Below are 23,060 nucleotides of genomic sequence, written 5' to 3'. Positions count from 1 at the left end.
TAGTATTGTAAAATTATCAATTTTATTTTAAATTTCCTTAACTAAACGACATTGAATTGTGAATTATGAATTGTGAATTATGAATTGTGAATTAATTTTACTGACCACTGACTACTTATTATTTATTTGTATCTAATAACTTATACAATTCATTCAAGTTAGGAGTCAAAATAATTTCCGTTCTTCTGTTTTTACTTCTAGCTTCAGCTGTTTTACCCTGTGCAACTGGTATGAATTCGCCGTGGCCAGCAGGTACAACATGTATTGGATTTACGCCATCTCCTGTTAAAATACGTGTGATGGAAGTTGCGCGTAACACGCTCAAATCCCAGTTGTCTTTAATCCCAGCTGTTCCTTTAGACATCGGTACATCATCTGTATGGCCTTCAACCATAATGGTAATATCTTTTTGTTCTTTTAATACAGCTGCCAATTTCTTTAATGCTTCAACTCCTTTTGGATCCACTTCTGTAGAACCCGATTTGAATAGCAATTGTTCTGCTAAAGAAACATACACTTTACCATCTTTAACTTCGATCGTAAGATCTTTGTCTTTATAATTTAATAGCGCAGAAGTTACTTTGTTGCGCAATTCATTCACAGCTCGATCTTTATCCGCGATTACTTTTTCAAGTTCTTTAACTCTGCGTTCACGTTCACTCAAATCTGCTTGCAATGTTCCGACTTCCAATTCACGTTTTGCCAAGCTTTTGTTTAGCTTTTCAAATTCTGCAGAATTATAATTTACAATTTTATTATGCGTTGCAAGCAATCTATTGTAAGTACTATTAAGTGCTTCGTAGTTTGCTTGAGTTTTGCGAAGTGCGCTATTCAAATCAGTCGTATCTTTTTGTAATTCATTACTTAAAGCAAGTAAGCTGTCGTATTGTTTTTTTAATTCTGCATGTTCAATAACTAAATTTTTGAAATTTTCTTCACATGCTGCTTTATCTGCTTCTAGCGCAGAAGTTCGCTTGCTCAATGCATCGTATTTCTTTTTAGAAACAATACAAGATGAATTGAACAGAAACCCAATACTCAATACAAATCCAAAGGCAAGATGTGTTAACTGATTTTTTTTCATGTATCTATTTAAATTAGTTGTGAAGGAAAGTAGTTAGATGTAGATATGTTCTATCTTTACTTTATGAGGATATTGTAAAAATACGTATTATATTATCCCTAAGACGATATTTAGATTATTAAATTTATAAACTATGGAATTAAATCTATTCAAACCTATGCTTCAGGTAGAAGCCTTTAAAAATAAAGTTATTGTAGTTACAGGTGGTGGTACAGGCTTAGGAAAAAGTATGTCGCAAATGCTATTGCAACTAGGAGCTAAGGTTGTTATTACCAGCAGAAAATTAGATATACTTGAGGCGACTGCTGCTGAATTGCAAATAACAACTGGCGGAGAAGTATTAGCAGTGGCTTGTGATGTACGCGATTATAGACAAGTGGAAGAGTTGCTGCAAAAATCGGTTGATCGATTTGGTCGAGTGGATGGATTATTAAATAATGCAGCAGGTAATTTTGTTAGTCCTACAGAAAATTTATCACCTAAAGCATTTGATGTTGTAGTAGATATCGTTTTAAAGGGGACATACAATTGTGTATTGACATTTGGAAAATATTGGATTGATAACAAGATTCCAGCAACGGTTTTAAGTATTGTTACAACCTATGCAACTACAGGTTCTGGATATGTTGTTCCATCTGCTTGTGCAAAAGCAGGGGTAATCGCCTTAACAAAATCGTTGGCAGTTGAGTGGGCAAAATTCAATATTCGTTTCAATGCCATTGCACCAGGTCCGTTTCCAACAGAAGGCGCTTGGAGCAGATTGTTCCCTGGACAAATTGCGGAATTATTTGAACCAGAAAATCGCATTCCTTTAAAACGTTTTGGGAAACACGAAGAGCTGGCCAATTTAGCTTCCTATTTACTTTCCGAATATTCTGCCTACATGACCGGAGAAATTGTGACGATTGATGGTGGAGAATGGTTGAAAGGCGCGGGTGAATTTAATGGATTGGATGTAGTAACGAAGGAAGAGTGGGCGGAAATTGAACGTAGCATTCGAGGTAAATAAGGAATTTAGTTTCAGAAAGCTTCTTTTTAACTTAAACGGAGTAAATAATTACAATATTTAATCCGTTTAAATAGAGGTGTTTGTATGATCTATTGAACGAAAACACTCTAAAATTGAATAATTATCAAAAAAAGATGTGCACATACTTTGCTAAAAATGAGTTTTCCCCTTATATTTGCACTCCGAAATGACAAATAAAGGTTCTGCCTGTCATTGAGATTGTCCGATGGTGTAACTGGCAACACGCCTGATTTTGGTTCAGGAGAGTCTAGGTTCGAAACCTAGTCGGACAACAACAAAAGACGATTTAATCCTAATGAAAGGGGTTAAATCGTTCTTCGTTTTATACCAAACCTAATAGGTATGTCAGATCTAAAGTTATTTTCCGGAACGAACTCAGAATATTTAGCAGAAAAAATCGCTGCTTCTTATGGACAACCACTTGGCAATAGAACGATAAAACGTTTTAGCGACGGTGAAATATATGTTAGTTTTGACGAATCCGTTCGTGGAAAAGATGTATATATCATACAATCAACGTTCCCCAACGCTGATAACTTAATGGAGTTGATGTTAATGGTTGATGCAGCTCGTAGAGCTTCAGCAGCAGAAGTCGCAGCAATTATTCCTTATTTTGGTTATGCGCGTCAAGATCGTAAAGACAAACCAAGAGTACCTATTGCAGCAAAGTTGGTAGCAAATTTACTTTCTGCAGCAGGAGTTGACCGTTTAATGACATGTGATTTACATGCAGGACAGATTCAAGGTTTTTTCGATTTTCCAGTAGATCATTTAGATGGTGCAGCAATTTTTATTCCGTACCTAAAAACAATACAATCCGATAATTTAATCATTGCTTCACCAGATGTTGGTGGTGTAAAACGTGCTCGTGAATTTGCTAAGCATTTAAAAGCAGATTTTGTTGTGTGTGACAAACACCGCGAACGTGCAAATGAAATTGCTTCTATGCAATTAATTGGTAATGTTGAAGGTGCTGATGTTATTTTAGTAGATGATTTGATTGATACTGGTGGTACAATTACTCGTGCTGCTGAAGTAATCATGGGTAAAGGTGCAAAAAGTGTTCGTGCTATTTGTACGCATGCAATCTTATCTGGTGCTGCTTATGAAAACATAGAAAATTCTATGTTGACAGAAATGTTGGTTACAGATACCATACCGCTTAGAAAAGCAACAACAAAAATTAAAGTTCTGACAGTGGCTGATTTATTTGCAAAAGCAATTCATCAAATTCAACAGAACGAATCCGTGAGTTCATTATTTCTTTAATATATATATAACAATACAATTATGAAACAAGTAGAGATTATAGGGTATAGCAGAGCAAATCTCGGTAAAAAAGGATCAAAAGACCTACGTCTAGATTCTAACGTACCGTGTGTGCTATATGGTGGTGCATCACAATTACATTTCCATGTTCCAATGTTTTTATTCCGCGACATCGTTTACACAGGTGAAGCATGTACAGTTTTATTGAACTTAGAAGGTAAGCAACACAAATGTGTTGTTCAAGAAGTTCAATTCCACCCAATCAACGAAATGTTGTTACACGTGGATTTCTTAGCATTAGATGAGAAGAAAGAAGTTAAAATGAATATCCCAATTAAGTTTGAAGGTACTTCTCCTGGTGTTATTAAAGGGGGTAAATTGGTTCAGAAAGTAGCTACATTACAAGTTAAAGCATTACCAAAAAATCTTCCAGATGTTATCATGGTTGATATTTCTAAATTGGAGTTGGCTAAATCTGTAAAAGTTGGTGAAATCAAAACAAAAGATTACACAATTTTGAATTCAAAATCTATTCCTGTTTGCACAATCACAATACCAAGATCGTTGAAACAAGAAGAAGCAGCAGCTAAAAAATAATTTTAGCTCGCTTATAAAATTGAAAAGGTCCTGCTTACGCAGGACCTTTTTTTATTGTCTGAATTGGGATTCGTAGGTTTAATGGATAAGAAGAATTGCTGCATTTGATTTTTTTCGCAATGGTTGTGCCTTTTCGGCCAACCATTCTATGCAAATTGAAACCTTTTAGACTTTAGGCCTTTTGCATTAGGTTATTCTTAAGACATATTACTCAAAACTTAAAAGGAACACATTTCCATCCGTTTGGAATTTGTTTTTTGTTATTTGGGATTTCCTCCCCAACATCTCTACTACTTTTTGTACATTTACGTTATAAATAACTGTAGTAGTAAATAGTTAACATGAAGTACCTGATTATCGGATTGGGAAATATTGGTTCCGAATACCATGAAACACGCCATAATATCGGATTTATGGTGCTAGATTCTTTGGCAGAAGAAAAAGCGGTTTCGTTTCAATTGAAACGTCATGCGCATGTTGCTGAGATAAAAGTAAAAGGGCGCACCTTGATTTTAGTAAAGCCAACCACGTACATGAATTTGAGTGGTAAAGCCGTTCAGTATTGGATGCAAGAAGAAAAGATTTCGATTGAAAATATATTGGTGATTACCGACGATTTGGCCTTGCCCTTTGGCACGCTGCGTATGCGCATGAAAGGCTCTAGTGGCGGGCACAATGGATTGTCTCATATTGAAGAAACATTGAGTGCTGCCAATTATACCCGTTTAAGAATGGGGGTAGGAAGTGAATTTTCAAAAGGACAACAAGTGGATTATGTACTTGCGCCTTTTTCTGCAGAGCAACAAAAAGAAATGCCAGAGGTATTGAAACGGGCGAAAGATGCAGTTGTAGGTTTTGCGACAATAGGTGTTGAACGTGCCATGAATAGTGTAAATACAAAGAAATGAAGGAGTCGAATAATCCCATTGGAATTTTTGATAGTGGCATTGGCGGCTTAACTGTAGCGTATGCAGTGAATCAATTGCTACCCAATGAAAACATCATTTACTTTGGAGATACGGCACACTTTCCATACGGAGATAAATCGACCGCTGCCATACAATCGTATGCAGTAAAGATTAGTGAAATGTTGTTGAACCAACACTGCAAAGTGATTTTGATTGCTTGCAACTCTGCCTCTGCAGCCGCCTATAAATTGGTGAAAGAATATGTGGGGAGCAGAGCAAAAGTGATCAATGTTATCGATCCGATTGTACAGTATGTTGGCGCGGAATATCCGAATGGGAAAGTTGGATTAATTGGTACAAAAAAAACAGTAAGTTCAAACGTATATCAACGTAAAATTGATAAACTGAATAAAGATATTATTTTTAAAGCCTTTGCTACGCCTTTGTTAGCGCCCATGATAGAAGAAGGCTATTTTAACAATGCCATTTCAGGCAGTATTATTTCTAATTATTTAAAAGATCCATCTTTAGACGGTATTGAATCCTTAATCTTAGGATGTACGCATTATCCTTTGATTAAAGAAGAAATAAAAAATCATTATAGGGGTGAAGTAAATGTGATTGACAGTTCAGATATTGTTGCAGTAGCTGTGAAAGAATATTTGTCCTCAAGTCATTTATTAAACGAAGAAAAAACACCCAAACATAAATTTTATGTGTCGGATTATACGCAGTCATTTGCGGAGTCTACGCGATTGTTTTTTAGACAAGAAGTGCATTTGGAGCGGTATCCGTTGTGGGAGTAGAAAAGTACTAAGTACGGAGTATAGAGTACGGAGTATTAAAAAGCTTTAACAATCTCTGGAGCTAGTGTTGAGCATAGTGCCACTAGTTTCTTTTATTTTTGTAGTCTTTGACTACATTTTATTAGTCAAATGTTATCAAGAATTTCCGAATGGTAGGTACCAATCTGAAGAATGGAGCCAGTGAGTGCGCCAGGGTCTGAAGAAAAACTACGTATTTTACACCTTCCACTTTAAGCCTTCCACTTTAGGTTTTTTTTCATTCTGCGTAGCACCCAAATCTTAGAATATAATTCTAACTTCTGCAAACAATTCAATACAATCCATATCTCAATTTTGGTAGTGCATTCTTGACACCTAAAACACAGTATTTGTCGACCTTTTGTTTGGTATTTGTTTTTTATTATTTGGGATTTTCCCCTAGGGATTACCCTCTTTTGTTCTTAAATTCGTAGCATGTTTGTAGTACTCTTTGTATTGACGCTCATTCTTCTGTATGCCGTATTTGTTGTTTGGGCAGAACGAAAAGTGGCAGCATTTATTCAAGACCGTTTGGGCCCCATGGAAGTTGGTCCCTACGGTATGTTACAAACCATTGCCGATTTATTAAAACTGCTTCAAAAAGAAGACATCATAGCAACTGGTGCAAATCGATTTTTATTCCGTTTGGCTCCCATACTTATTTTTACCGCCATCTTTGCAGGCTTTGCAACCTTGCCGTTTACTCCAGACTTAATCGGATCAAAAGCAGATGTAGGTGTGTTCTTTATGATTACCATTGTTTCTTTAGATGTCGTTGGTGTTTTCTTAGCCGGTTGGGCATCCAATAATAAATTCTCTGTACTGGGTTCTTTCCGTGCCATTGCACAAGTCATATCCTACGAAATTCCATTAACCCTCAGCATTCTTTCTGTGGTATTGATTTGTCAAACGCTCGATTTGCAGCAAATCAGTTTTCAACAAGGAATCTATTTCACAAATACGCAACAATTGAACACCGCTCTTTTTGGTGTTACCAGCTGGGGAATTGATGTAAATGAAATTGGTGGTTTTGTCAGTTGGAATGCTTTCAAATATCCGTTTCTATTATTGGCATACGTTGTATTCTTTATTGCATCCCTAGCAGAATCCAATCGAGCACCATTTGATATTCCAGAAGGGGAGTCTGAATTGGTTTCAGGTTTTCATACAGAATACACCGGTTTTCGTTTTGCCATTCTATTCTTAGCAGAATACGCAATGATGTTATTGGTTGCATTGTTAGGCGTTGTTTTATTCTTCGGAAGCTGGAATACTGCTTTACCAAACATTGGAAGTCTACGCTTAGCAGAATGGACAAGCGGTGCACCAGGTACAATGGCTGGGCATATTTGGGGTTTGTTTTGGTTGATCAGCAAAGGACTCGTTATTGTATTTCTACAATTGGTGATGCGTTGGACCTACCCGCGTTTGCGTGTAGATCAATTGATGAATTTGTGTTGGAAAATATTATTGCCACTATCATTACTATTAGTTATCGTAAGTGGATTGTGGGTTTTATGGATGAAAGCATAAATGGCGAAACACATTTCAAATACTGCCCTATTTATTGTTTCGATTAAATCGATGCTTATCGGTTTGCGTCTTACACTCAAGCATTTTTTTATTGCTATTGGATTGAAGCGTAAGTCGCAAGTAAGCGTAATGGACAAAACGTACTTCATGCAAAAAGATGGGATTGTGACCAATCTATATCCGCATGAATCCATTCCAGTGCCCGATAATGGGCGCTATCGTTTGCACAATGAAATAGAAGATTGTATCGTATGTGATTTGTGCGCGAAAGTATGTCCGGTGAATTGCATTGATATTGAACCGATAAAATCTCCGGTTGAAATTACGAAAACATCCGATGGTAGTCCGAAGCGTATTTATGCAGCTGTGTTTGATATCGACATGGCGAAGTGCTGCTACTGTGGTTTGTGTACAACGGTTTGTCCGACCGAAAGTTTAACCATGACCAAAACATACGACTTCAGCGAATACGATGTAAGCAATATGATTTATCATTTTGCAGAATTGAGTCCAGCCCAAGGCGTGTTGAAGCGTGAAGAAATGGACGTATTGGCAGCAGAAGAAAAAGCTAAGAAAGCTGCAGCTGCTGCAAGTAAGATTGTAAATACTACTGAAGGTGGTGAAAAATCGGTTGCTGCAAAACCTGCTTTCAAACCGAAAGTAGCAATGCCTGGTATCAAGAAGCCAAGCACAGAAGAAATAACCGATAATTTAGCCGATACGACTTCAACTTCTACAGCAACTGAATTTAATGAAGAGTCAGTAGAAAAAACTACTGTGCCGAAACCCGTATTCAAACCTAAGGTTATGATACCAACGGTAAAGAAAACAGAATCGGAAGAAACTGAAAAAGCAGTTGAAAAATCGAACGATGAAGTAAAACCAATTACATCTGATGAAGTAGTAGCTTCTAAGCCACAAGCAAAACCTGTAATGAAGCCAGTGATGAAACCCATCATACCGAAGGTGCCACCAACAGAATCAACGGGTACAGATATAGCAGATTCAATAGTTGAAAAAGCTACAACTGAAGATAATACGTCATCAGAAACAGAGGAGAGACCAGTAGCGAAACCAAAACCTATAATGAAACCTGTAATGAAGCCAGTGATGAAACCCATCATACCAAAGGCTCCAACAACAGAATCAACGGGTACAGATATATCAGATTCAATAGAGGAAAAAGCTACAACTGAAGATAATACATCATTAGAAGCAGAAGTGAAACCTGCAGATAAGCCAAAGCCTGTTATGAAACCGATAATGAAGCCTGTTATGAAACCCATCATACCAAAGACTCCATCAGCGGAAATAATAGGCGAAGATATACCAATTAAGAATGCTTTAGCAGAGGAGCAAACAACTACGCCAGAAGCAGAAGTGAAACCTGCTGCGAAACCCAAACCCATCATGAAGCCAATCATGAAACCGATTATTCCTAAAAAGACGGATGAAGGAGGAGAGCCGAGCGTATGAAACTAATTGAAATCGTTTTCTTTTTCTTTGCCATACAATTGCTGAGCTCTGCTTTGGTTATTTTATTTACACGTAATGTAGTGTATGCAGCAATTGCATTGATGTCGACCTTATTGGGTGTTGCTGCCTTGTTTGTAGTAGCAGGCTCCGATCTTTTGGCAGTAGTACAATTGGTGGTGTATGTGGGCGGTGTATTGATTTTATTATTATTTGGTGTTTTGTATACCTATCGAGATCCTGAATCGTATTTTGAAAAGAAGCATGTATTGCTGTCGATCGTTACGGTCGTATGTATTGCAGGAGCATTATTATTTCTATTATCAGATTTACCTTTTAATTATCCGCAGTTGGAAACGTCTCCACACGATGCAACAGGTATAACAAAGCGAACAGGATATTTATGGATCACAAACAATCTATTGGTATTTGAGGTGGTTGCCGTATTTCTATTAGTGGTTTTGGTAGGTGCAGGTTGGATTGCATCACATGTCTTAGATAAATCGAAGAAAGACGTATGATACCTATAGACTATTATATCATCGTTTCTATTTTATTGTTCAGCATAGGCTCTGCAATTGTCTTCACGCGTCGCAATATATTGTATGTATTGATGGGTATCGAACTCATATTCAATGCAGCAAATATCAACTTGGTTGCCTTCGGACAATTAGATCCGTATTTAAATGGGCAATTATTTAGTATGTTAATCATTACCGTTGCAGCAGCAGAATCTGTTGTAGCACTTGCCATCGTCATTGTCTTGTTTAAGAAATTAAACACCATTGATTTGAATGAAATTACCCAATTAAAAGAAAAATAAGTTGAACGGATTGATTCCACATATTGACGTTCCATTGATTTCCGCAGATGATATTTCTGTGTTGGCATTGACTATTTTCTTTATGCCAATCATTACGTTTGTATTGTTGTTTTTTACAGGGAAGCATATATTAGCACCCATACGTTCTTGGTTGGCAACAGGAGTAATGGCTGTGATGTTTGTGTTATCTCTTTATTTGCACATACATACGGAAGGAGAACATATTTCAAGATGGATTTGGTTTGAAATTGGCTCGTTGAAATTTACCGCCAGTATGCTTGTAAATAATTACAGCACAACCATGATGGTGATTGCAACCTTTGTATCCTTGATGGTGCATTTGTATTCGGTTGAATACATGCGTGAACGTAGAAATCATTCCAAATATTTCCCTTATTTAGCCTTGTTTGTATCCTCTATGTTAGGGATTATCTTGAGCGATAATTTAATGATCACCTTTATTTTTTGGGAACTTGTAGGGCTCGCTTCTTTCTTATTGATTGGTTTTTGGTATGAAAAAGACAGCTCTGCAGCTGCTGCTAAGAAAGCATTTCTGTTTAATAAGTTCGCTGATTTAGCATTTGTGATTGCCATTATGATGTTGTTTGCAAACTACGGTACCGCAGAAATTTCTGTATTAAAAGAACAGGTAAGCATTACACCGTTATTAAACGCAGGGATATTTGGCATGCCAATACTCATTGGTTTTATGATTTGGTTTGCCACCGTTGGGAAGTCGGCGCAATTTCCCTTATATGTTTGGTTGCCAGATGCCATGGCTGGTCCAACGCCCGTTTCTGCTTTATTGCATGCGGCAACTATGGTTGCTGCCGGAGTATTTCTTTTATTAAAAACATCCTTCTTTTTAGGCGATTGGGTTGGGAATCTTATCACCATTATTGGTTGCATTACTGCTGTCTTGGCTGCCTTGCAAGCAATGCGCACATTCGATGCAAAAAAAGTATTGGCTTTCTCTACCGTTTCTCAATTGGGTTATATGATGATGGCTGTCGGGGTAGGCGCTAACGATGCAGCCTTCTTTCATTTAGCAACGCACGCCTTCTTTAAAGCCTGTTTGTTTTTATCCGTTGGTGCTGTAATTCATTCCATGCATCACATGCAAAGCCATCAATTTGATCACGGACAATACAAAGATTTGGATACGCTCGACATGCGATTAATGGGTGGGTTTAGGAAAAAAATGCCACTTACATTTGTTACCTATTTGATTTCCTATGCGGCATTAATTGGTTTGCCGTTCTTCTCTGGATTTTTATCCAAAGATGCTATTTTAGGCGCACTGTATGATTGGGCTACAGTATCCAATACGTGGACTTGGTTTGTTGTTGCCGCTGCATTTAGTACCGTTGCGATCACGGCATTTTATATGACGAGACAATTAATCTTTATTTTCTTTGGTGAGTTTAGATTGTTGAAAACAGATATGTCGTATAAACAGTATTTCGATCACATTACGGAATCAAAATGGTTGATTAATATTCCATTAATCGCATTGGCAACTTTAAGTATCTGGTTTTTCTTTTCGATCAATCCGCTGCATGCGCAAACAGGCTGGTGGATGAAACAGTCTTTTGTATCCGGCGAACATCATGTATTTCATTTCTTCATTCCCATATTGGCTTCGGTATTAAGTATTGGCGCAGCTGTTATTGCTGCGAATCGATATAAAAATGTTACTGTTTTTGTAGACCGCTATGTTGGCTTGACGAAGATGTTTGCACAAAACTTTTATATTGAAAAAAGTATGGATGTTTTGCTGATTCGTCCAGTTATGTTGGTTGCAGAATTGTGCGGATCAACGGATCGTTGGATCAACCACCTCATTCATGGAAAAGCATATTTTATATTAGTATTAGCTCAATGTGCGGATGTATTTGATCGATGGATTATTGATGGATCTGTACATCTCGTTTCAGCAATTATAAACGGCATTGGCTCGTTCTTTCGTTCGTATCTGAAGGGGAACGTTCAACAGTATTTCTATTTTACATTCATCGCTTTTGCATTGATACTTGTCTGGTTGGCATGGTATCTATAAAAGAATTTATATAATTTATGGCAACACATGTATTATCCATACTTATCTTCTTGCCTTTATTTGGCTTGTTGGGTTTGTTATTTATACAAGGAGAAGATCAACGAAATTACCGTTGGGTCTCTATTGCAGTAACTGCAGCACAATTGATATTGAGCGTTTATTTATTTGTTGAATTCAAACCTGAATATTTCCAATTCCATAGTTACGATTCGCTCGTATATATGGAGAAAGGGAATTGGTTTCAACTTTCATTAGGTAACCTTGGTATACTATCCATCAATTATTTCTTAGGAGTAGATGGTTTAAATTTATCCATGATACTGTTAAGCTCTATTGTATTGTTTGCAGGTGCCTGTGCGTCATGGAACATTAGCAAACAACCAAAAGGGTATCATGCTTTGTATTTATTGTTATGTGTATCTATACCAGGTTGTTTCTTAGCATTAGATTTATTCCTATTCTTTTTATTCTTTGAATTTATGTTGTTGCCTATGTTCTTTTTAATCGGAATATGGGGTGGCGCACGCAGAGAATATGCTTCCATGAAATTCTTTTTATATACACTTTTTGGTTCGATTTTAATCTTAATTGTATTCATTGTATTAATCATCAGTACATATAACCCTGCAGAAATGATGGAATACGTTCCTTCAAACGCTGGCTATTCGATACTCGATATTCAAAAAGGTATTCATACGGGTGAGCTGCAAGATCAATCCTCTATCATACATTCCTTAGATCTTGTTCAACTGAGTAATCCCTTAAATTATTTACCAACGGGTTTATTGGGTGAAAGTAATACAACATTAATACTCGGTTACTCTATACGTACTTGGTGTTTTATTGCCTTGCTTGTTGGTTTCTTAATTAAGTTGCCAGCCTTTCCTTTTCACACGTGGTTGCCCGATGCACACGTAGAAGCACCTACAGCGGTATCGGTCGTGTTGGCGGGTATACTCTTAAAAATTGGTGGCTACGGATTGATTCGAATTGCTTGGCCTTTGTTTCCGCATGAAGCAGCAGAAGCGTCTTGGTGGGTTGGATTGATTGGCCTTGTTACCATAATTTATGCAGCATTGGTGGCCTTAATACAAACGGATTTGAAAAAGATGATTGCCTATTCATCTGTATCACACATGGGTTTTGTGGTGCTTGGTTTAGCAGCAGCTACTACAGAAGGCATTACAGGAGCCGTGTATCAAATGTTTAGCCATGGACTGATTTCTGCTTTATTGTTCTTATTGGTAGGAGTATTGTATGATCGTACGCACGATCGTATGATACCAAATTATAGAGGTCTGATTTCGAAAATGCCAGCCTATTCAGTTATTGTAACCATTGCCTTTTTCGCATCTTTAGGCTTACCCGGTATGTCTGGTTTTATTGCGGAAATACTCATATTTATTGGGGCCTTTCAATCTGCACAAATTACTGGAACGATTCCAACATGGATGCCAATTGTCGCAACCCTTGGTTTGTTATTATCTGCGGCCTATTATTTGTGGACGATACAGCGCATGTTCTTTGGTAAATTTTCTACCCACGCTACGATTGACAGAACAGCATTGACAGATATAACTTTTTCTGAAAAGGTATTGTTATATAGTTTGTGTGGATTAGTAATTCTATTTGGTTTATTTCCTTCCTTATTGTTGGATAAAATTGGTCCGTCTATGGAAGCATGGTCGAGCTTTTTTATCAATATGAAATAAACCTTTCTTTAAAAATATACTCGTGAATATATTAGATCACATACAGGAAAGTTTACAGTACCTCGCTCCAGAAGGAATGCTTGTATTGGCATTGCTTGCAGTATTGTTTGCGGACATGTTTCAAGCAACGCGTAAAAATGCGGTATTTGCTACACTCACAATCGGGTGTTTACTTTCAGTTGGGGTATATGTGGGATATGAATTATTTGATCGCAATTCCATTCCCAATGTGGAATTCATGAGTAATATGTTGGTCCAAAATCCAGTAATATTATTCAGTAAATTACTATTAATAATAAGCGGAATTATAGAAATTGTTTTTATACAAGTATATCATTACTCTCAGTATTTACGGGAAAGAGGAGAGACCTATATGTTATTTTTAGCAATTCTGTTGGGTTGTTTTTTTTTAGTAGCATCGGTAAATTTATTCATGGTGTTTCTTTCCTTAGAACTTATATCCGTTCCATCCTACATGTTGGTTGCTTCACGTCTTGATAAAAAAAGTACCGAAGCGGGAATGAAATATCTGTTATACGGAGCTTTTGCAACAGGTGTAATGTTGTTTGGCATATCCCTGATTTATGGATTAACTGCTGGCTTAGATTTGTTTTCTGAGCGGTGGATACTAGCTTTTGCTGCCATACCCGTATTTTCAAAATGGATAGTGTTGGGATTGGTATTGGCAGCCTTGTTTTTTAAAACGTCTTTGTTTCCATTCCACCCATGGACACCCGATACCTATGAAGGTTCTTCTTGGGGAGTGTTAAATATATTGTCTACGTTGCCCAAAATAGCTGCATTTATATTTCTGATGCGTATTTCTGCTTTATTTGAAGGCATGCAATCGTACTCTATATTGATTGCCGTAATTGTTGGATTTAGCTTGTTAGTGGGTAATTTTTCTGCCTTGGTGCAACAAAATGTACGTAGATTAATGGCGTATTCTTCCATTGCTCAAGGTGGTTTTATTGGGATGGCCTTATTGGGTGGCGGCGATTTAAGTCAGCAATCGCTTATTTTTTACCTTGTTACCTATTTATTTAGTGTTCCCGTAGCCTTATTTATATTGGATTATTTTGAACACATTTCAAAAGGAGATGCTGTGAATAACTTTAAGGGTTTCGGTAAAAAGGAACCTATAATGAGTATTATCTTTGTTTTAGTAATGGCGACCCTTATCGGTTTACCTCCAACAGCAGGTTTCTTTGCTAAAATTTTCGTTTTTACGTCAGTTTGGCAATATTATGAAACCATTCAATCCCCGATTCTGTTGGGCGTAATATGTGTAGCGGTAGCGGGAACAGTAGCATCTGTTTTTTATTACATGAAGGTTCCGTATTTCTTGTTTTTCAAGGAATTTGAAAACACAGTAATACTTACATCCAAACACAAAAGTTCTCTTGTTTTCGTAAGTTTAACTATGCTACCGGTGGTTGTTTTATTCTTCTGCCCCGATAGGTTAATGGATTTACTAAAAGTAATAGTTGCATACATTTAAAATCTATCATCTATGAGCGATGCGATCAAGCACGAATGTGGTATAGCGTTAATTAGGTTGCGAAAGCCTTTTGCGCACTACGTCGAAAAGTACGGTACACCTTATTACGGCATCAATAAGTTGTATACATTGATGGAAAAGCAATACAACAGAGGCCAAGATGGCGCAGGTATTGCAGTAATAAAACTAGATGTTCCCCAAGGTACCCGCTATATCAGCCGTTACCGCTCCGTAGATCAGCAACCCGTAGCTGAAATTTTTGAGAAAGTAAATAAGAAGTTCAGAAAAGCCATTCGAGATAATAAAGATAAAATTAACGATGCACAGTGGTTGCTAGAAAATGTAGCATTCACAGGTGAAGTGTTAATGGGGCATTTGCGTTATGGTACCCATGGTAAAAATGACATAGAAAATTGTCATCCATTTTTACGTCAAAATAACTGGAGAAGCCGCAGTATGGTTGTTGCAGGTAACTTCAACATGACAAATGTAGATGAGCTTTTTAATAAGTTAATTGAATTAGGTCAGCATCCAAAAGAAAAAGTAGATACCGTTACGGTATTAGAAAAAATTGGTCACTTCTTAGATGAAGAAAATCAGTTTTTATTTGAAAAACACAAAGATAAATTTTCCAACTCTCAAGTATCAACCATCATCGAAAACGAATTGGATTTACAACGCGTATTAATGCGTTCTTGTAAAGACTTTGACGGTGGTTATGCAATGATGGGTATTGCAGGACATGGTACTGCATTTGTAGCACGCGACCCAGCAGGTATTCGTCCAGCGTTTTATTATGCAGACGATGAAATTGTAATTGTAGCATCCGAAAGACAAGCCATCAAAAGTGCGATGGGGAGTAAAATTAATTATGATGATATTCTAGAAGTTCAGCCGGGTTATGCATTGATCATTGATCGTGATGGGAACTATGAAGAAAAACAATTCATCGATCAACTTCCTAAAAAATCATGTAGTTTTGAACGCATCTATTTTTCTCGTGGTTCAGATCCACAAATTTATCAAGAGCGTAAACAACTAGGTAAAATTTTAACTCCACAAATTCTAGAAGCCATCGATTATGATGTAGAAAATACCGTTTTCTCCTACGTTCCAAATACTGCAGAAACAAGTTTCTTAGGTATGATAGAGGGTATGGAAGAATATTTAGCACGTTATCGTAAGAAAGTAGTTTCAGAGGGCGTTACGGGTGAAGAATTAGAGAAAGTATTGAGCTTACGACCACGTATTGAGAAGATGGTTATAAAAGATGCAAAGTTGCGCTCTTTCATAACCTCCGATGTGAATCGTGAATCGTTTGTTTCTAATTTGTATGATACAACCTATGGCGTTGTTCGCAAAGGAATCGACAATCTTGTAATCATTGATGATTCAATTGTTCGTGGTACAACATTAGAGAATGGAATCTTAAGTATGTTGGATAAATTAGGGCCGAAGAAAATTATCATTGTTTCTTCCGCTCCGCAAATACGTTTCCCAGATTGCTATGGTATTGATATGTCGAAGGTAAAAGACTTCGTTGCATTCCGTGCTATGATTGCCTTGTTGAAAGAAACCAAGCAAGAAAATCTGTTGGATACAGTAAATGAAAAATGTAAATCTGCTATTGCAAACTTAAGTGGCAATATGATGAATCATGTGAAAGAATTGTATTTGCAATTCCCGTATGAGCAGGTGAGTAAAAAGATTGCAGAAATTATTACACCAAAAGGATGTAATGCAGAGATTGAAGTCATTTTCCAAACTCTTGAAGGCTTACATAGAGCATGTCCAAACCATATTGGTGATTGGTATTTCTCGGGCGATTATCCTACTACTGGCGGTAACCGCGTAGTGAATAAGGCCTTCATGTATTTCATGGAAGGAAAGACTGTTAGAGCGTATTAAGATTGTTTTAGATGTATAGTGTGAAAAGAGTCTCGGAGTAATTCGAGGCTCTTTTTTTTGTGGTATATGGATTATAGGGGGTAATAAAATTCTCCGCTAAATAAATAACAATGTGTTATGACACCGGTAGGATTCACATATTTATAGCAGAATAAAAACAAATAAATAACATACGCGCCATCCCTAGGAATGGCGCGTATGGGTTAGGAAGCAATGTATATTTCCTATAAATATTCGACCCCTAGTGGGGTCGGTTCTTAACGAATGATTATACAAATGGTTTTAAAGTTGCAGCAATTGATAAAAACAAATTGGTTATAAATCGTATACAGTTTTTTTTGTGGGTTTTCGCCAAGGTTGTGTCTTTTCGACCAACTATCTTTAATTGTGAAACAAATTGAATAGACTAATAATTCTTATGGCTATATAAATTACTGCTGCTTATTTGTATTATACATTCATTTCGTCTAGGCCTCATAGATTTAGCTATATCAAATAAAGCTCTTTGCGAAATCCAGTTATAGAAATTTTTACATATATTTATTTATGCTTAGATACTTTTACATTGCATTTGCAATCATTCTTATTTGGATTGTTTTATTTGTAAACAAAATTTTACCTGTTCCTTTATTTCATAAGCAGGAAGTATTAATCAATCCCTCTTGGCAAATGCCCAAGCCCTTTATAAATGCAGATACGGCATCCTACCCATTTATTTATTTGACGATGCGCAATCACTACAATAAACCTGCGTATCAAAATGTTTTGGGTGGCTTGTATTTTAGAGATGATCTTTCACCTGAAAATTATTTTATAGATCTAAAACCAAATTCCTACCCTCCGACCAAAAACGCGGGTTATTTTGGTCACGCCTTAATGTATAAACATCTTGAAAATTACGAGTTCATGATTCAAGAATTAGAGGCAATTACCATTACAGACAAGCCATATTACAGCTGTGAACTCGGGTGGGCAAATGCCTATCTTGGTCGATTAAACGAAGCGATTGATTGTTTTAAGAAAGAATTGACTTATAAAAACGGCAATAAAAGCTCCGCATACAAAGGACTCGCTGAAGTATATTTTGCCTTAAAACAAACAGATGAAATTCATGCGTTGATGTCAGAGCCTCTGTTTGTAAAAAACTGTCCAGATTATATTTTGCGAAATGAATATTTTCATCACGGTCCTTTGTTGACATATCTAACATTCAATTTAGAACTCTACGGAACTTGGGATTTAATACTTGCAGCCTCTTTGATTGCACTGTTGTGGGGATATTATTTTACGCGATTTAAATTATTTGTACCGAAAGACTATCTACTTTATTTTATTGTTTTTATACTGTCATGTTTGATAACTCCATTTTGTATTGTCTTGTACGACATCCTTCATTTTAGTTTTCAATTTTATGGCGATGGAGGTTTTCTAGACCATGTAATGTATTATATTTTTGGCGTAGGAGGCATTGAAGAACTTACAAAAGCACTGCCAGTTCTTATCTGTGTGTTGGTATTCTCAAAAAGAATGAAAGAACCCGTTGACTACTTAATTCTCGCTACGGTTAGTGCATTGGGCTTTGCCTTCATGGAAAATCTCATGTACTTCGATCAATACTATGGCAATTCAAATTTTGATGTCATTCATAATCGAAGTGTACTTTCTGTGATTATGCATATTTTTTGTTCAACCATTATTTGGTACGGATTTATAAAAACGAGAATGCTGAAAAAGATAAAATATCTTGTCGGATGTATTGTGTTATCTATTGTTACGCATGGTATGTATGATGTTTTTTTGACGCAATCGGTCTCTTCTGTCTTTTATGTCTTTTCATTCGGAATGGTTGTCTTTTCATTCTTCGGCTTAAAAATGATGTACAATTCTGCATTAAATCAATCCCCTTTTTTCAATCCCAACAATGTCTATCCCGCAAATGAAAATGCATTTATATTGATTGCAAGTTTAGGTATGGTATTGATATTTGAATTTATACTAGATGCCATTCGTTTTGGTGCGCCACATGCCAATGATAGTTTACTAACGAGCTTGTTGGCTTATATCGCGATTTTAATTATTTACTCCAGTAATTTTGCACGTATTGTGTTATGCAGAAACCATTGGTCGAGTGTAGGAGAAATGTTCGTTTCAAATTTTTCTATCAATAGAACAGTTGGTAGTGAAGTTGTATTACTAACAAACAAAAAAAGTGTAAATCAAGCCATTTATCCCTTGTACGGAAAGATTATAGAGCTGGTGTCGATTGAAGAGAGTAATCATAATTATTTAATTCAGTTGAATGAACCCATCGCATATAATGGACAGCCTATTCATACGCTTGTTGCATGCTATATGATGGAATCTAATGTGAAGCACAAATTGGTTGTAAAATTAATAACACATACGCACAGAACTTCTGATGGAACTATTGATGGAAGTGTAAGTGAAAATACAATACTCGATTATTGTACGATGGAGACTGCTGAAGAAAAACAAACACTTTTTGAAACAATCAATTCAAGTTGGAAATGGCTTGCATTAATTGGACTGGCTTTTTTATTGTTTTTGTATTCCTTTACTAAATTTATGGATTACACTACATCCATAGATTATTACAGAGCAGCAGAACGAAGCCTGGAAAAATTAGAAATTTATACATCGAGTGTACATTGCCGATCCGCACTTAATTTTAATGAAGACAATTATGAAGCTAGAATTTTGTTTGCAAAAATCAGAATGGATGGAGGCTTTTATCCGGAAGCACTGCGCTACATTTATCTAGACAATATTCCCGATTACATTGCACCAGATTACTTTGCAATACGTGGGGTATCACAATATAAAATAGGTTTATATCCGCAAGCATTACAATCATTTAATACCTGTGAAATGTATTCAAATCAATTTGATAGTTTGTATTGGTATAAGGCTAATACTTGTGTTGCTTTAAAGAACATGCCCGAAGCTACAAAAAGTATGAATTTGTTTTTGGCAGACAAAAATCATCAAAGTAAATATGCCTATATGAAAATTGCAGATTTGTATATGGAGCAAAAACAATACAATGAAGCGTATTTGTATTACGATAAATTAATAACAAAAAAGGATTTTTATTCCGAAGCGTTAATGAAACGTGGGCTCTGTAATTATTACTTGAATAAAAAAGAAGCTGCGTGCGTAGATCTAGAAACAGCGCACTCATATGGCAGTCCCAATGCGATTGAGTATCTTAATAAATGGTGTAGGGTAGGTGAGGACGATGGTGTGGAAGATTAGGGAAGTAGGACTTCCCTAATCTTCTATTTCAACGTTATATTGTTTAAGTACCATTGTTAGTGCATAACTAATAATGGAAAATTTTGAACTGCTTTGAATATAATTATTCTAAAATAAATTTATTTGAAATTAGGGATGTATACTTATCAGATATTCTAATACAATAAAATTTTGTGTTATAATTAAATTTTTATTGTTAACTATTCTGAATAATGATTTTGAACTTCCGTTAGGATCTCATAAACCTCTTTTATGTTTTTCTCATCGTAGCGTCTAGCCCAAAAGGTATAGGCCCAGTATAAATCTCCATATCTTATGCGGGAACCATCACCGTAATATATTTTTTTGTATTCACTCATATATTCTTCTGAAATATATTTTTCAACCATGTCAGTTTTATCATAATAATCATATTCACTATTTGAAATTTCTTGTACTTTTATTAAGTTATTATCTGAATTTTTAACATTCAAATCTTGATAGCTTAATATTAAAATATTAACCATATTTTCTAAGTCTGTATTTGAATATATTCTTTTAGGCATTAAACCATAAAACATATATTTATATGAATTAAAAACGGACTTCATTTTAATAGGATCATTACCAATTTCATTTTTAATTTCTACAAAATGATTAATTTGTAAACTGTCATGCCTTTCATATTTATCTATTAATCTTTGATTACAATTATACAGATTATAAACATTTGGGCATAAATAAATAAAGTCAGCTAAGTCGTCCTTTAATTGATATAAATTACCTTGTCCATCTGTTGATAAATTTTTATCTATTAAAAATAGCATTGCGTCTTCGATATTTTTCTTGTCATCTTCTGGTTTATCCCATAACGATGCGAGTGAATAGGTGCTTATTTCTTCTTCATTGCTTTCTTCTCCTTCTTCTTCATAATCACCCTGACCTTCATGTAAATCCATTCTATGTGCTGCAACAAATACTGTATCAGGTATCATTGATTCGTACTCTTTGATTAGTTCATACTGATTTGATATATTATTGAAGTTATTTATTGAAAAGTATATGCTAGCAATACCTATAAACATTATTATTACAACGGACACATAGTCTTTACCTTTTATAAATATATTTTTATTATCAGTTGATGCTTCTGGTTTTTTTAATAACTTATTTATATAAGCCAGTAAAAAAAAGTAACTGATTAGAAATAGCATGTTTTGATAGATATAAAAGACCCAAGGTATTTCAAAAAATGCCAATTTCATTATCTCATCGCAAATTGCACCTGAAAATATAAATAGTAAAGGAATTAGTATTAACGATATTGAATAAAAAAATAAAGATTTTTTATTTTTAAATGTTAGAAGATATATTGATACAAATAATATAAACGTTGCTGTATAAGTAGGTTTGTTTTTTTCATTAGCCGATATTGGAAGTATTATGCTTGATAAAAATAAAAGGTAGTAAATAATTAATATTGAAATTCTGTAAAATAGCTGCTTGTTGATTTTCATACGTAATGTTTAGTTTGATTTTTTTAGATTGTTTGCTTTGATTTACATTTACATTTCCATCATAAATAATTATTCTCTTATTTTGTTATTTGTAGATATTAAAATCTTTAAAAAGTACTTTCCCAAAATCATTAACAGTTTTGATTGTTTTATTTATTTTTTCTGGTTTACTAGTATTAAAACTTTCACCACCATCTTTGTATAAAAACCAATTCTTATCTTCTTTAGAGTATTTGTATGTTATAATTCGTGTCAATCTCAAGGAACTTCCACCATAATGTTCTACAGAAAAATAACCATTTTTAATTACAGTTTGAATATATGGATCGCCCATCATTCCGCCACAATTAACACAATAAATAGTATTGTCATTTCTTTCAACAAGTTTATATTTGTTATTAGGTTCACCAATTAAAATCAATAGGGGTCTTTTTTCTGGATTATCGATTACATCAGAAGTTCTTTCTTCAGTAGTCTTTTTTAGAACCAATATCAAATCATTATAATTGTCCAAATTTAGGTCGCCAGAAACTGTGTCTAAAAGAACATAATCTGGTGGGATAAATGGATCAATATTTCTTGATATATTTCCAATTTCTTCATCATGATATTTTGGAATATATTTGTTGACACTATCTTTTTTGATAACGTTTACTAATTCACGCTGAGTTATATTTATGGAGGGGATTTTATTTGAATCATTTTCATCCATTGATTTTTCTTTACATTGAAACATGCAGAGCAACAATCCTACTATTATATAAGGTTGTATTTTCATCTATACTGTAAATATTGATTCGTAAAATTATTCACCAGAAAAAATAACATTATCTGATGATATCCATTCATTTCGTTCATTCCATACACCATCACATTCGGATTGTAAAAATTGCTCAACTTTTGCTTCTTTTACATTTATAATAACGCAGGTATAATTTTCATGAAGGATTTTATTCCCATTATCATCTTCGACATAACCTTTAATTATATTATCTAAAACAAAATATTTTCCATTTGGTGATTTGTCGATTGATAATTCACTGCCGTTTTCAATGGGTAAGTCTTTTATTTGTAACGTATCGTTATTAATAATCAATTTAGGGTAATACCACATTTTAAATTCATTATTGTATTCAAGGAAAATAATTTTAAATAATTTAAAAGATATAATTTTAGTTGAGTCTATAAATATATTTTTTGGTTTATTTAATTCAGTTGCCGTTTTAATTTTATCAACTACTTTAGGCTCATTATTTGAAAGAACTATCTTTACATCTTGATTTGAATAGTTTTGACAACTTAATAAGTTAAATACAAATATTAGTTTTATTAATAATTTCATTTTTATAATTTAGTTTTTAATTTTTCATATCTGTTTTTCATATCTGTTCCGCTTCTTGTTACACCATAATCATCTATAATAATTGTTTCATATTTTGAATGATTGTCTCCCCATTCATTTGGGTTTATTGGAACTTTTGGGTGTAATTCATGAAACCTATTTAACGCTTCTCCGAAATAAGACTTAAGATGAGCGGGACGGTTAATATGATGGTCTAATGCTGTT

General features: G+C 35.1%; 19 protein-coding genes and 1 tRNA gene. 15 read left to right on the top strand and 5 right to left on the bottom strand.

All coding sequences use genetic code 11. The features are described from left to right. Positions 1–118 precede the first annotated feature (118 nt). A complete protein-coding gene (locus Q0543_RS12075; RefSeq protein WP_299253294.1) occupies positions 119–1,084 on the bottom strand; it encodes an OmpA family protein in 966 nt (321 codons plus the stop codon). A 133-nt stretch (positions 1,085–1,217) separates the two neighbouring features. Between Q0543_RS12075 and Q0543_RS12070 the strand changes: the two genes are divergently transcribed. From Q0543_RS12070 to Q0543_RS12000, 15 genes are all read left to right on the top strand, one after another. Next, positions 1,218–2,093, top strand: coding sequence for an SDR family oxidoreductase (locus tag Q0543_RS12070; protein WP_299253291.1), 876 nt, complete (start codon positions 1,218–1,220; stop codon positions 2,091–2,093). Positions 2,094–2,313: 220 nt separating this feature from the next. Continuing rightward, positions 2,314–2,386: transfer RNA gene (locus Q0543_RS12065), tRNA-Gln, on the top strand. A 70-nt stretch (positions 2,387–2,456) separates the two neighbouring features. Next, positions 2,457–3,383 carry a ribose-phosphate pyrophosphokinase gene (locus tag Q0543_RS12060; RefSeq protein WP_299253288.1) on the top strand — a complete coding sequence of 309 codons (927 nt, stop codon included), beginning with the start codon at positions 2,457–2,459 and terminating at the stop codon, positions 3,381–3,383. A 21-nt stretch (positions 3,384–3,404) separates the two neighbouring features. Beyond that, on the top strand, positions 3,405–3,980 hold the full coding sequence (locus tag Q0543_RS12055) for a 50S ribosomal protein L25/general stress protein Ctc (protein ID WP_299253285.1): 576 nt from the start codon (positions 3,405–3,407) through the stop codon (positions 3,978–3,980). 341 nt (positions 3,981–4,321) lie between these two features. Then, on the top strand, positions 4,322–4,888 hold the full coding sequence (pth, locus tag Q0543_RS12050; RefSeq protein WP_299253281.1) for an aminoacyl-tRNA hydrolase: 567 nt from the start codon (positions 4,322–4,324) through the stop codon (positions 4,886–4,888). Continuing rightward, entirely contained in the window at positions 4,885–5,694 is an 810-nt protein-coding gene (gene murI / locus Q0543_RS12045) for a glutamate racemase (RefSeq protein WP_299253278.1), read from the top strand. Before pth ends, murI begins: the two co-directional genes overlap by 4 nt. A gap of 453 nt (positions 5,695–6,147) precedes the next feature. Next, complete coding sequence (locus Q0543_RS12040) at positions 6,148–7,245, top strand: complex I subunit 1 family protein (RefSeq protein ID WP_299253275.1); 1,098 nt, start codon at positions 6,148–6,150, stop codon at positions 7,243–7,245. After that, positions 7,246–8,721, top strand: a complete 1,476-nt coding sequence (locus Q0543_RS12035; RefSeq protein WP_299253272.1) for a 4Fe-4S dicluster domain-containing protein — start codon at positions 7,246–7,248, stop codon at positions 8,719–8,721. Further along, positions 8,718–9,239: an NADH-quinone oxidoreductase subunit J gene (locus Q0543_RS12030; RefSeq protein ID WP_299253269.1), complete on the top strand. Its 522-nt coding sequence runs from the start codon at positions 8,718–8,720 to the stop codon at positions 9,237–9,239. Before Q0543_RS12035 ends, Q0543_RS12030 begins: the two co-directional genes overlap by 4 nt. Then, a complete protein-coding gene (nuoK, locus tag Q0543_RS12025; RefSeq protein ID WP_299253266.1) occupies positions 9,236–9,541 on the top strand; it encodes an NADH-quinone oxidoreductase subunit NuoK in 306 nt (101 codons plus the stop codon). The genes Q0543_RS12030 and nuoK overlap by 4 nt, the downstream gene beginning before the upstream one ends. A 1-nt stretch (position 9,542) precedes the next feature. Beyond that, positions 9,543–11,600, top strand: a complete 2,058-nt coding sequence (locus Q0543_RS12020) for an NADH-quinone oxidoreductase subunit L (protein ID WP_299253263.1) — start codon at positions 9,543–9,545, stop codon at positions 11,598–11,600. Between the two features lie 17 nt (positions 11,601–11,617). Then, positions 11,618–13,312 carry an NADH-quinone oxidoreductase subunit M gene (locus tag Q0543_RS12015; RefSeq protein WP_299253260.1) on the top strand — a complete coding sequence of 565 codons (1,695 nt, stop codon included), beginning with the start codon at positions 11,618–11,620 and terminating at the stop codon, positions 13,310–13,312. Between the two features lie 22 nt (positions 13,313–13,334). Continuing rightward, entirely contained in the window at positions 13,335–14,813 is a 1,479-nt protein-coding gene (locus Q0543_RS12010; RefSeq protein ID WP_299253257.1) for an NADH-quinone oxidoreductase subunit N, read from the top strand. Between the two features lie 12 nt (positions 14,814–14,825). Beyond that, positions 14,826–16,721 carry an amidophosphoribosyltransferase gene (locus Q0543_RS12005; protein ID WP_299253254.1) on the top strand — a complete coding sequence of 632 codons (1,896 nt, stop codon included), beginning with the start codon at positions 14,826–14,828 and terminating at the stop codon, positions 16,719–16,721. Positions 16,722–17,267: 546 nt separating this feature from the next. Continuing rightward, positions 17,268–19,997 (top strand): PrsW family glutamic-type intramembrane protease, encoded by a 2,730-nt coding sequence (locus tag Q0543_RS12000; RefSeq protein WP_299253251.1) that lies wholly within the window; start codon positions 17,268–17,270, stop codon positions 19,995–19,997. 200 nt (positions 19,998–20,197) lie between these two features. Here the strand turns inward: Q0543_RS12000 and Q0543_RS11995 are convergent, their stop codons facing one another. From Q0543_RS11995 to Q0543_RS11980, 4 genes are all read right to left on the bottom strand, one after another. Next, positions 20,198–21,493 (bottom strand): hypothetical protein, encoded by a 1,296-nt coding sequence (locus Q0543_RS11995; RefSeq protein WP_299253247.1) that lies wholly within the window; start codon positions 21,491–21,493, stop codon positions 20,198–20,200. A gap of 85 nt (positions 21,494–21,578) precedes the next feature. Next, positions 21,579–22,271 (bottom strand): hypothetical protein, encoded by a 693-nt coding sequence (locus Q0543_RS11990; protein ID WP_299253244.1) that lies wholly within the window; start codon positions 22,269–22,271, stop codon positions 21,579–21,581. A gap of 27 nt (positions 22,272–22,298) precedes the next feature. Beyond that, the gene (locus Q0543_RS11985) at positions 22,299–22,835 is read right to left on the bottom strand and encodes a hypothetical protein (protein ID WP_299253242.1); all 537 of its coding nucleotides are present in this window, start codon (positions 22,833–22,835) and stop codon (positions 22,299–22,301) included. 2 nt (positions 22,836–22,837) lie between these two features. Beyond that, the coding region (locus tag Q0543_RS11980; protein ID WP_299253239.1) for a hypothetical protein at positions 22,838–23,060 on the bottom strand (223 nt) is incomplete at its 5' end.

The organism is uncultured Cytophaga sp., assembly GCF_937863595.1.
Taxonomy (GTDB): Bacteria; Bacteroidota; Bacteroidia; order Cytophagales; family Cytophagaceae; genus Cytophaga.
This window is presented reverse-complemented; position numbering and strand designations above follow the sequence as displayed.